Source organism: Acidovorax sp. GW101-3H11, from assembly GCF_001633105.1.
Classification (GTDB): domain Bacteria; phylum Pseudomonadota; class Gammaproteobacteria; order Burkholderiales; family Burkholderiaceae_C; genus Acidovorax.
The window spans coordinates 1-11506 of sequence record NZ_LUKZ01000027.1; the positions used below are offsets into that span (position 1 = coordinate 1).

The 11506-nt window shown below is 66.4% G+C and carries 9 protein-coding genes; 6 read left to right on the top strand and 3 right to left on the bottom strand.

What is annotated here, in order from left to right:
- Window positions 1–66 precede the first annotated feature (66 nt).
- From A1D30_RS19015 to A1D30_RS19030, 4 genes are all read left to right on the top strand, one after another.
- Window positions 67–1029, top strand: a complete 963-nt coding sequence (locus A1D30_RS19015) for an IS5 family transposase (protein WP_063462445.1) — start codon at window positions 67–69, stop codon at window positions 1027–1029.
- Between the two features lie 552 nt (window positions 1030–1581).
- Window positions 1582–3507 (top strand): acyl CoA:acetate/3-ketoacid CoA transferase, encoded by a 1926-nt coding sequence (locus A1D30_RS19020; RefSeq protein WP_063462303.1) that lies wholly within the window; start codon window positions 1582–1584, stop codon window positions 3505–3507.
- Between the two features lie 143 nt (window positions 3508–3650).
- A complete protein-coding gene (locus A1D30_RS19025; protein WP_063462304.1) occupies window positions 3651–4583 on the top strand; it encodes a LysR family transcriptional regulator in 933 nt (310 codons plus the stop codon).
- A 28-nt stretch (window positions 4584–4611) separates the two neighbouring features.
- Entirely contained in the window at window positions 4612–5253 is a 642-nt protein-coding gene (locus tag A1D30_RS19030; protein WP_063462305.1) for a response regulator transcription factor, read from the top strand.
- Window positions 5254–5307: 54 nt separating this feature from the next.
- Here the strand turns inward: A1D30_RS19030 and A1D30_RS19035 are convergent, their stop codons facing one another.
- Both A1D30_RS19035 and A1D30_RS19040 read right to left on the bottom strand, forming a co-directional pair.
- Complete coding sequence (locus tag A1D30_RS19035; protein ID WP_131798493.1) at window positions 5308–6039, bottom strand: hypothetical protein; 732 nt, start codon at window positions 6037–6039, stop codon at window positions 5308–5310.
- A 107-nt stretch (window positions 6040–6146) separates the two neighbouring features.
- Window positions 6147–8828 (bottom strand): hybrid sensor histidine kinase/response regulator, encoded by a 2682-nt coding sequence (locus tag A1D30_RS19040; protein ID WP_063462307.1) that lies wholly within the window; start codon window positions 8826–8828, stop codon window positions 6147–6149.
- Window positions 8829–9068: 240 nt separating this feature from the next.
- On the opposite strand from A1D30_RS19040, the gene A1D30_RS19045 reads away from it, so the two are divergent.
- Both A1D30_RS19045 and A1D30_RS19050 read left to right on the top strand, forming a co-directional pair.
- Window positions 9069–10439, top strand: coding sequence for a dicarboxylate/amino acid:cation symporter (locus A1D30_RS19045; protein WP_063462308.1), 1371 nt, complete (start codon window positions 9069–9071; stop codon window positions 10437–10439).
- A 164-nt stretch (window positions 10440–10603) separates the two neighbouring features.
- Window positions 10604–11050, top strand: coding sequence for a DUF2214 family protein (locus A1D30_RS19050; protein WP_063462309.1), 447 nt, complete (start codon window positions 10604–10606; stop codon window positions 11048–11050).
- Window positions 11051–11147: 97 nt separating this feature from the next.
- Here the strand turns inward: A1D30_RS19050 and A1D30_RS19055 are convergent, their stop codons facing one another.
- Window positions 11148–11489 (bottom strand): PsiF family protein, encoded by a 342-nt coding sequence (locus A1D30_RS19055; protein WP_063462310.1) that lies wholly within the window; start codon window positions 11487–11489, stop codon window positions 11148–11150.
- Between the last annotated feature and the right edge of the window lie 17 nt (window positions 11490–11506).

Here is an 11506-nt window from a genome sequence, read left to right on the forward strand (position 1 = left end):
GGAAATCCTGCAAAACCTCGCGAGCAGTCTGATAGATGCAGATCAGTCATGGCATCCTCGCAAGCCATGAAGCAAAGCAGCCTTGAGCTGAACCTGAGCACCAAGAAGACCCGCAAGCAAGAGCTACTGGCCCAGATGGAATTGGTGGTTCCCTGGGCGGCATTGGTCGAGCTCATTGCCCCGTACTACCCTGAAGGCAAGAACGGACGTCCACCCTTTGCCCTGGAGACCATGGTGCGCATCCATTGCATGCAGCAATGGTTTGATCTGTCCGACCAGGGCATGGAAGAAGCCTTCTTTGACACGCCGATCTACCGCGAGTTTGCAGGCCTTGATGCCCATGGGCGCGTGCCCGATGAGAGCACCATCCTGAGGTTTCGCCATCGGCTGGAGAAACACAAGCTGGCTGATCAGATTCTGGCCACCGTCAACGACCTGCTGGCAGCCCAGGGCTTACTGCTCAAGGCCGGGACAGCGGTGGACGCGACGTTGATCGCAGCGCCCAGCTCCACCAAGAACAAGGACAGAAAGCGCGATCCAGAGATGCATTCGAGCCAAAAGGGCAACGAGTGGCACTTTGGCATGAAGGCCCACATCGGGGTGGATGCGGACTCGGGATTGGTGCACACCGTCATCGGCACCTCGGGCAACGTGGCGGACGTTGTAGAAGGCAACAGCTTGCTGCACGGTGAGGAGAAAGACGGGTTTGGAGACGCGGGCTATCAAGGCGTGCACAAGCGCCCGGATGCCAAAGAGGGCGTGACATGGCACATAGCGATGCGCCCGGGCAAGCGCAAAGAGCTGGACAAAGAGAACAACCCCGTTGATGCGCTCATAGACCAAGTGGAAAAGATCAAGGCGAGCATCCGAGCTAAAGTGGAGCACCCCTTTAGGGTGATCAAGCGTCAGTTTGGATATACCAAGGTGCGCTACCGGGGTTTGAAGAAGAACACGCTGCAGCTCAAGACGCTGTTTGCGCTGTCCAACCTGTGGATGGTGCGCTACCAATTGCTGGCGGCGCAGGGATGAGTGCGCCTGAAGACAGGCAAATGGCCGCGAAGGCGGCAAGAAGGGCCTCGGGGCAACCCAAAAGCAAGGCCCACCAGCAGGCAAAAAGGGCGGTCTCTGCGCGATCTGAAAACTGCGGCCTTGTAGCACTCACGAATTCGAGTTGTTCAGGACATCCNAGGCAAATGGCCGCGAAGGCGGCAAGAAGGGCCTCGGGGCAACCCAAAAGCAAGGCCCACCAGCAGGCAAAAAGGGCGGTCTCTGCGCGATCTGAAAACTGCGGCCTTGTAGCACTCACGAATTCGAGTTGTTCAGGACATCCCTAGGGATGTCCTGCATAACCCTCGCGAGTCAGTGGTAGTGCGGATCGGGATGGGCCGCAAGGCGACTTTTTGCAGCCAATAGCGCGGCTATTGGCAAGAAAAGCAACGCAGCGGGCCGCCCGAGACCGCGCTATCACGGACCGCAGGGAGTTATGCAGGACATCCCTAGGCTCATCCGTAGTCGCCCGTAGTGGTGCTGGCGCCCATTAGCCACTACGCTGCGCGCACAACAACCATCGGGAGACAACCCATGCAGGCACCCCTGGCCACCAGCGCGCTGAACGCTGCCTACAAGAACAAGATCGTCAGCGCCGCCGACGCGGTGCAGCTCATCCACGACGGCGATACCGTGGCCACCGGCGGCTTTGTGGGCATCGGTTTTGCCGAGAGCATCGCCGTGGCACTGGCCCAGCGCTGGGAGTCCACACAAACCCCACGCGACCTCACGCTGGTCTACGCCGCAGGCCAGGGCGACGGCAAGCAGCGGGGCCTCAACCACCTGGGCCATGCGGGCCTGCTCAAACGCGTGATCGGCGGGCACTGGAGCCTGGTGCCCCGCATCCAGAAGCTGGCGGTGGACAACCAGATCGAGGCCTGGAACCTGCCGCAGGGCGTGATCACCCACTTGTTCCGTGACATCGCTGCGGGCAAGCCCGGCACGCTCACGCGCGTGGGCCTCGACACCTTCGTAGACCCGCGCCACGGCGGCGGCAAGCTCAATGCGCGCACCACCGAAGACCTGGTGCGCATCCTGCCCATCGACGGGCAGGACTACCTGTTCTACAAGGCTTTCCCGATCCACGTGGGCATCATCCGCGCGACCACAGCCGATGCGGACGGCAACCTCACCATGGAGCGCGAGGCGCTCACGCTCGAAGCGCTGGCCATCGCCATGGCCGCGCGCAACTCGGGCGGCGTGGTCATCGCGCAGGTCGAGCGCATCGCAGAGCGCGGCACGCTCAACCCCCGGCAGGTGAAGGTGCCTGGCGTGCTGGTGGACGCCGTGGTGCTGGCCACCGAGCCCGCGCACCACCACCAGACCTTTGCCGAGCCCTACAGCGCTGCGTTTGCGGGCGAGCTGCGCGTGCCCATGGACACGCTGGAGGCGATGCCGCTCACCGAGCGCAAGATCATTGCCCGCCGCGCGGCGCTGGAGCTGCGCCCGCACCAGGTCGTCAACCTGGGCATCGGCATGCCCGAGGGCGTGGCCAACGTGGCGGCCGAAGAGCGCATCATCGACCTGGTCACGCTCACGGCCGAGCCCGGCGTGATCGGCGGCATCCCCGCAGGCGGCCTGAACTTTGGCGCGGCCGTGAACCCGCAGGCCATCATCGACCAGCCCAACCAGTTCGACTTCTACGACGGCGGCGGCCTCGACATCGCGATCCTGGGCCTGGCGCAGGCCGACCAGCACGGCAACCTCAACGTGAGCAAGTTCGGGCCGCGCCTGGCGGGGGCGGGCGGCTTCATCAACATCAGCCAGAACGCCAAGACCGTGGTGTTTGTCGGCACCTTCACGGCAGGGGACCTGCAGGTGGAGGCGGTGGACGGCCACCTGCACATCCTGCACGAGGGCGGCGCGCGCAAGCTGGTGCGCGAGGTCGAGCACCGCACCTTCAGCGGCGCCGAGGCGCTGCGGCGCGGCCAGCGCGTGCTGTATGTGACGGAGCGCTGCGTGTTCCGCCTGGTGCCTTCGGGCGAGCCTGATGGCGGCGGTGCGCTGGAGCTGATCGAGCTGGCCCCCGGCATCGACCTGCAGCGCGACGTGCTGGCCCACATGGCCTTCACGCCGCGCATCAGCCCCGGCCTGCAGACCATGGACATGCGCCTGTTCGAGCCCGGCCCGCTGGGCCTGCGCGAGCAGTTGCTCAACCGCCCGCTGGTGCAGCGCTTCGAGCTGGACGCCGCGCGCCAGCTGCTGCACATCGACTTCTCGGGCCTGCAGATCAACACGGCCAGCACCATCGACGCCATCGAGCAGGAGGTGCGCCGCCTGCTCGCCCCGATCGCCGCACAGGGCGAGCGCGTGGGCGTGATCGTGAACTACGACCACTTCACCATCGCGCCCGACCTGGCCGATGCCTACGCGGCCATGGTGCAGGGCCTCACGCGCGACCTGTACTCCGAAGTCAAACGCTATGGCACCGTGGGGTTCCTCAAGTCCCGTCTGATCTGATTGCTATAATAATAATAGCTATTGAGGCAATGTGGTCGCGCGCAAGGGCCTGTTTTTGCTTCAAGTTTCTCCGCCACCGGGCGCCGCCACGCTGCAGCGGCCGGGTGCAGGCCACCGCGTGGATGTCTCCATAATCACCGCCCATGGACAAACTCAAGGCCTTCGAATCCTTTGTATCGGTGGCCACGCGCGGCAGCCTCACGGCAGCGGCCAAGGCCGAGGGCGTGGCACCGGCCATCATGGGGCGGCGGCTGGATGCGCTGGAAGAACACTTGGGCGTGAAGCTGCTGGTGCGCACCACGCGGCGCATCAGCCTCACGCACGAGGGCAGCGCGTTTCTGGAAGACTGCCAGCGCCTGCTGTCCGACGTGGCCAATGCCGAGGCCAGCGTGTCCGAAGGCGGCGTCAAGGCCACGGGCCATTTGCGCATCACCGCGCCCGCCGGTTTTGGCCGCCGCCACGTGGCGCCGCTGGTGCCGCGTTTTCGCTCGGCACACCCCGACGTGACCATCTCCCTCAACCTCAGCGACCGCGTGGTGGACCTGGCGGGCGAAGGCTTTGACTGCGCGGTGCGCGTGGGCGACCTGCCCGACTCGTCGCTGGTGAGCGTGCGCATCGCCGACAACCGCCGCCTGTGTGTGGCCACGCCCGAATACCTGGCCCGGCGCGGCACCCCGCGCGCCCCGGCCGAGCTGGTGCAGCACGATTGCCTCACGCTCTCCAGCGATGCATCGCAGACGCGCGGCTGGGCGTTCCGGGTGCCGCATGCGGATGGCTCCACCGAGGTCATGCACCTCAAGCCCGGCGGCCCGCTCGACTGCTCCGATGGTCAGGTGCTGCACGACTGGTGCCTGGGCGGCTGGGGCATTGCCTGGCGCAGCACCTGGGAGGTCGAGGCCGAGATCGCCGCAGGCCGCCTGGTCGCGGTGCTGGAGGACTTTGCCGCGCCGCCCAACGGCATCTACGTGGTCTTCCCCCAGCGCAAACACCTGCCGCTGCGCGTGCGGCTGTGGATCGAGCACTTGAAGCACCAGTACGCACAACCCGCGTTCTGGAAAGGCCCCCAGGCGGGCTGATGGCCCCCGTGGCAGACTGCACAACTCCATGTCCACCGCGCCCACGCTCCTCGTCGCCGACGACCACCCGCTGTTCCGCGCCGCCGTGCTGCATGTGCTGCGCGAGCGCCTGCCCCAGTTCCGCACGCTGGAGGCCGCCAGCGCCGCCACGCTGGGCCAGGCGCTGCAGGACCACCCCGAGGTCGAGCTGGTGCTGCTGGACCTGAGCATGCCCGGCACACGCGGCTTCTCGGCCCTGCTGCATGTGCGCGGCGAATACCCCGAGCTGCCCGTGGTGATCATCTCGTCCAACGACCACCCGCGCGTCATCCGCCGCGCCCAGCAGTTTGGCGCGGCAGGCTTCATCCCAAAGTCCGCGCCTGCCGACGCCATGGGCGACGCCATCCAGGCCGTGCTGGACGGCGGCAGCTGGTTCCCGCCCATGGCGGCCGAGCGCTCCGAGACCGACGCCGAGTTGGCCGCGCGGCTCGCACAGCTCACGCCCCAGCAGTTCCGCGTGCTGCTGTGTCTGGCCGATGGCCTGCTCAACAAACAGATCGCGGCCACGCTGGGCTTGGCCGAGAACACGGTGAAGGTGCATGTCACCGCCATTCTGAAAAAGCTCGCGTGCTACAGCCGCACGCAGGCGGCGGTGCTGGTGAAAAGCCTGGAGACAGAGTCCACCGCGTGAGCGGCCGGGCGTGTATGCGCCAGGCGCGTGGTGCAGATCCGAATCGGTGGTGTGCTACAGCGGAAGGAATGTGTAGACCGAGTCGAACGGGTAGCGTCCGTTCGTGCGCTCCGAATGGACGTGCAGGCCATCTTCCTTCAAAACACCGTCCATCTTGAACGCGCCGAACGCGGCCTTCAGCCGTGCACTGAACGCTTTCTCGCCCGGCTTGTAAGTGCCTTTGACGATGAAGGAGTCGCCCGTGGCAAAGCTCTCCATCACCGCGCGGGCCTGGAAGCGGCCTGCGATGCTTTGCCAGAATATTTTTCCATCGGCGGTGAAGCACAGGTAGCTCCAGCCTTTTTYCCGCTTGCTCTCGTACACGCCATCAAAGCGCACGCCAGATGGGCATTGGTTGGGTGCGCCCGGCTTCGGGGTGGTCAGCGCCAGCGCACGGGCTTCGCTGCCATTGGCAAGGTACAGCACATGGCCTTCCGGGTCGAAGATGTGCACGCCATGGGCCTGGGCCATCGCACGCAGCTGCTGCAGCCGCTCGATGTCGAACTCGCGCAGCGCGAACGCCATCGCTAGCACCTGTCCTGCGGGTGGGTTGTGGTCAAAGCCTTCGTACCAAATAGTGCTCCCCGGGCCGTCTGTTGGCCAGGTTTGCAACAAGCGCTCAAAAAAGGCTGCGATGCGCGCGGTCGGCGCCTTGGTGCTGTCCTGCCATTTCTCCACAAAGTCTGCCGCCGCATCTGCGCTTTTGACACGTGGGGCATCCATCGCATACAGAGTTGCTTCGCTCATCGTTCCGTCCTCCGCTTCGGTGTGTAGGTGCTGACGCGGTACTTTATGAGAACCAGGGCGGCTGCGGGGGCTGTCCTGGTGTTTCCCAAGTACCCACCGTGAGAGGTCTATCTCCTGTTGCTTTCCCCCAGCCGCAGCAGCGTCTGGCTCATCAAGGCGCGCAGCGCCGGGGCGCGCATCGGCTTGGCCAGAAAGCCCCAGCCGCGTTCGGCCGCCTGGCGGCGCAGCGTGGCGTCGCGCTCGGCCGTGACCAGGATCACGGCCGGGGTCTGGCCCCAGCGCTCGCACAGCTGGAGGTACACATCGGGGCCATGGTGGCTGGCGCCCAGGTGCACGTCCAGCAGCACCAGCTGCGGCGCCTGGCCGGGCTGGGCATGCGCCAGGGCCTCCGGGGCGCCGCCCGCCAGGGGCACCTGGCAACCCCAGCGCTCCAGCAGAGCCCGGGTGGCGGCGCAGGTGGGGCCGTCGTCCTCGATCACCCAGGCGATGCTGCCTTGCAGCGGGGCATCGTCGCTGGGCTGTAGCGTCGTGGCGGGGGGCGCAGCCTGCTGCGCGGCGGCCGGGTTGCCCAGCGGCACACACACCCAGAACACGCTGCCGCGCCCCAGTTGCGAGCGCAGGCCAATTTCGTGGCCCAGCAGGCGGCCCAGGCGTTCGACGATGGCCAGGCCCAGGCCTGCGCTCCGGTCGTCGGCGCGGCCTTCGTCCAGGCGGCGGAATTCTTCAAAAATCTCGCGCTGCAGCGCCTCGGGGATGCCGGGGCCCTGGTCGTGCACTTCGATGCGCAGGTGGTCGCCCGCCACCCGCTTCACCCGTCTGCAGCCCACCACGATGCGCCCGTGGCGGCTGTAGCGGATGGCGTTGGAAACAAAGTTCTGCAGGATGCGGCGCAGCAGGTTTTCGTCGGTGCGCACCACGGCGTGCGTCGGCACGCAGCGCAGTTTTAAACCTTGGCTCTCGGCCAGCACGCCAAAGTTGTGGCCCAGCACTTGCAAGAGCGGGCCCAGCGCCACGTCATGGATGTGCACGTCGAACTGGCCCGATTCCATGCGCGAGATGTCGAGCAGGCTGTTGAGGATGGCGTCCTGAGCGGCCAGGGCGCCGTCGATGCTGTCCACCGCGTGCCGCTCGGCGTCGCCCGGCAGATGGCTGCGCAGCAGCGAGGTGAACATGCGCGCGGCGTTCAGGGGCTGCAGCAGGTCGTGCACGGCGGCGGCCACAAAGCGGGTTTTGGAGCGGTTGGCCTGCTCGGCTTCGCGCCGTGCGGCGTCCAGGTCGCGGGTGCGGTCGGCCACGCGTTGCTCCAGCGCGTCGGCGAGGGACCGCAGCTCGCGTGCAGCGTTCTTGTAGCTGGTGATGTCGGCGTAGCTGGTCACAAAACCGCCCTCGGGCAGCGGGTTACCCCGGATCTCCAGCACCGTGCCGTCGCCTTTGGCGCTTTCGTGCAGGTGGGGCGTGCCGCTGCGCAGGTGGGCCAGGCGGCGTTCAATGGCGTCTTCCACCGGGCCCGGGCCCAGCAGGCCCCGGCGCGCGTTGTGGCGCATCAGGTCTTCAATGGGGCGGCCCACCTGCATCAGGTCGGCAGGGTAGCGGAACAGCTCCACGTAGCGCGAGTTCCAGGCCACCAGCTTCAGGTCGGCGTCGATGATGACCACGCCCTGGGGTAAATGTTCCAGGCTGCGGGAGAGGCCCATGTCGGCTTGCTGGGCGGCCTGCACGATGCCGTCTTGCGCGGTGCGCAGCTCTTGCGCGTGTTGCTGCAGCACGGTTTCCAGCTCCTGGCGGCTGCGCTGGCGCAGGCGGGCCAGGCGCTGGCGCTGGCGCACAAACAGCACCAGCAGCGCCAATGCCAGCCAGCCGCCCCCGCCTGCGGCAGCGGCCCAGCGGCTGTCGGCCACGCTGCTGTGGGTTTCGTGCACCAAGTGCAGTTGCCAGGGCGTGCCGGGCAGCGGCTGGGTGTGCCACAGCATGCGGCCGGGCAGGGTGGGCATGTCGGGCGAGGGCTGCACGCGCACCAGGCGGCCACCGTTGTCCAGGCGGTCGTCCACACGGACGTCGAGCGGGCGCAGGGGCTGGTCGGAGTATTGCCGCGTGGCGTTCAGCTCGCGGCGCTCTTCGTCGTCCAGTGGCTCCAGCAGGCGGTAGCGCCAGGCATCCTGGCTGGCGAGGAACACCACACCGTGTGCATCTGACGCCAGCACGATGTCGGGCGTCTGCAGCCACTCGCGCTCCAGCTCCTGCAGCGCGATCTTGATGGCCACCAGCCCAAGGATGTGCCCGCTGTCGTCGCGGATGGCCTGCGACAGGAAGTAGCCCGGCTCGCCCGTGGTCACGCCAATGCCGTAGAAGCTGCCCCGCCCCTGGGCCAGCGCCTGCTGCACGTAGGGGCGAAAGCTGTAGTCCACACCCACGTTGCTGGTGGTTGTGCGCCAGTTGCTGGCCGCAATGGCCAGGCCGTCGCGGTTGAGCAGGGTGAGGGTGGACGACTGGCTGGCGCCGTTGGCCTGCTCCAGCTTGTGGTTGAGCTGGGCGACCTCTGTGGGGCTCAGGGGGCGCTGCAGTGCACTTTGCAGTTGCGCGTCCAGCGCCAGCACCTCGGGCAGGGTGCGGTAGCGGTCAATGCGCTGGGCCAGCGTCTGCCCGTACAGGGCCAGCTGGCGCTGCACGCTCTGGCTTTCGTCGTGCAGCGACCGCTGCCAGGCCCATTGCCCGGCCACGAACATGCTGGCCGCTGTGCCTGCAAGCAGGATGAGCAGGGTCCAGAACTGGCGAAGGCGGGGCGTGGGCATGGAAAAAACGGAGTTCTGAGGCCAGTCTGGTGCAGGTGGGGAGTGTGCCGCACCCGGTCTTGGGGGCTCCCGGCGCTAGGTAATTACCCTGATGGTGCGCAGATGCTCTCCTCTGGGGCGCTGGACGACTAATACCAATAGGTTATCGGCTGAAACAAAGTGCAGCGGTACAAACGGCACCCTTAACGCGCACCGGCTGCACCCCGCTGGTGCAGCCCCGTGATTTCAGGAGACATCCCCATGCACGCCATTTCTGCCCCCACCGCGCACCCTGTGCGGCTGCCGTTTTACCGCCAACTGTATTTCCAGGTGGTGCTCGCCATCGTCCTGGGTGTGCTGCTGGGCCATTTTGAGCCGTCCTATGGCGAGGCGCTCAAGCCGCTGGGCGACGCGTTCATCAAGCTGGTGAAGATGATCATCGCCCCGGTGATCTTCCTGACCATCGTGACCGGCATTGCGGGCATGTCGCAGCTCAGCACCGTGGGCCGCGTGTTTGGCAAGGCCATGGCGTACTTCCTGTTCTTCTCCACGCTGGCCCTGGTGGTGGGCCTGGTGGTGGCCAACGTGGTGCAGCCCGGCGCGGGCATGAACATCAATGTGGCCGACCTGGACCAATCGGCCGTCAAAGGCTATGTGGCCAAGTCGCACGAGATGACGCTCACGGGCTTTGCGCTCGACATCATCCCCAAGACGCTGGTCAGCCCGTTTGTGGGCGACAACATCCTGCAGGTGCTGCTGGTGGCCGTGCTGTTCGGCGTGGGCCTGGCCATGGTGGGTGACGCAGGCCGCCCGGTGCTGAACTTTCTGGACGCGCTGACGACGCCCGTGTTCAAGGTGGTGGGCATCGTGATGAAGGCCGCGCCCCTGGGGGCGTTTGGCGCCATGGCGTTCACCATTGGCAAGTTTGGCCTGGGCTCGCTGGTCAACCTGGCGTGGCTGGTGGGCTCGTTCTACATCACCTCGCTGCTGTTTGTGGTGGTGATCCTGGGCTTTGTGGCGCGCCTGTGTGGCTTCTCGGTGTTCAAGCTGTGCCGCTACCTCAAGGCCGAGCTGATGCTGGTGCTGGGCACGTCTTCGTCTGAATCCGCCCTGCCGTCGCTGATGGAAAAGATGGAAAAGGCCGGTTGCAGCAAGTCGGTGGTCGGCCTCGTGGTGCCCACGGGCTACTCCTTCAACCTGGACGGCACCAACATCTACATGACACTGGCCGCGCTGTTCATCGCCCAGGCCACGAACACCGAGCTGACGCTGGGCCACCAGGTGGCGCTGCTGCTGGTGGCCATGCTGTCGTCCAAGGGCGCAGCGGGTGTGACGGGCGCGGGCTTCATCACCCTGGCCGCCACCCTGGCCGTGGTGCCTGAGGTGCCGGTGGCGGGCATGGCGCTGATCCTGGGTGTGGACCGTTTCATGAGCGAATGCCGCTCGCTGACCAACTTCATCGGCAACGCCGTGGCCACGGTGGTGGTGTCGCGCTGGGAAAACGCGCTGGACCATGAGCGTCTGGACGCTGCACTCAACGGCCACCCGCTGCCCGCTGCTGTGACGGCTGCCGCTGCCCCGGTGGTGCCTGCCGACATGCCGGTGGGCGCGGTGGCCCGCACGGTGGCCTGATCTGCCGGTTGGCCTCAATTTCGCCCGACGCGGCGCAGGCCCCACGGCCTGCGCCGTTTTCCTTTTGGCAGGGGCGCCTTGGGGCACCATGGACAATGGCGACTGATCTTCCCTGATTGCCTGTCGGAGTCACGGCGCGCAACCAAGCCCCAAGGAAACTGACCATGACCCTCGAAGCCGTTCTGGCCGCCCTGCACCTTCTGGCCATCCTGACCTTTGTGGTCTTCTTGTCGAGCCAGGCGGCGCTGTGCCGCATCGAATGGCTCAACGCCGCCGTGGTTGAGCGCCTGGCCCGGCTGGATGTGATTTATGGCGTGGCGGGGGCGGTGATGATCGGCAGCGGCCTGGCGCGGGTGATCTGGGGGGTGAAGGGGGCCTCGTGGTACCTGTCGCAGCCCTTGTTCCACATCAAGATCACCATCGTGTTGGCCATGGTCCTGCTGTCGTTTGTGCCCTCGGCCGCGTTCCGCCGCTGGCGCCAGAACCTGCACAGCACGGGGGCTTTGCCGCCCGCGCACGAGGTGGCCAAGGTGCGCCGCCTGGTGATGATCCAGTCGCATGTGCTGCCCGTGGTGGCGGTGATCGCGGTGTTCTGGGCGCGCGGCTGGTAAGCACGGGCACTACGCAAATAAAAAGCCCGCAGGCCGGTGGTCTGCGGGCTTCTTTACTTTTGCACCCCGGTGGCAGGGCGCAAGGTGTGTGGCGGCTTTACTTCTTCAGGCATTCGCTCATGAAGGCCTTGCGCTCGTCGCCCTTGAGGGTCTTTGCCTTGGCGTCGGCGTTGCAGGTCTTCATCTTGTCTTGCTGCGTGGCGGGCTTGTTGCTCAGGCAGGTTTTCATGAAGGCCTTGCGCTCGTCGCCCTTCATCTCGCCCGCCTCCTTGTTGCAGGTGCCCATCTTGGACTGCTGCTTGGTGGGTTCTGCCGCCGGTGCGGCAGAGGCCGCTGCCGCAGGCGCGGGGGCGGCCGCTTTGGCGGGGGTGTCGGCAGCGTGCGCAGCGCCGAACGAAAGGACCAGGCTCAGGGCAGACAGGGTGAGAAGCTTCTTCATGGGGGCTCCGTTGGTAG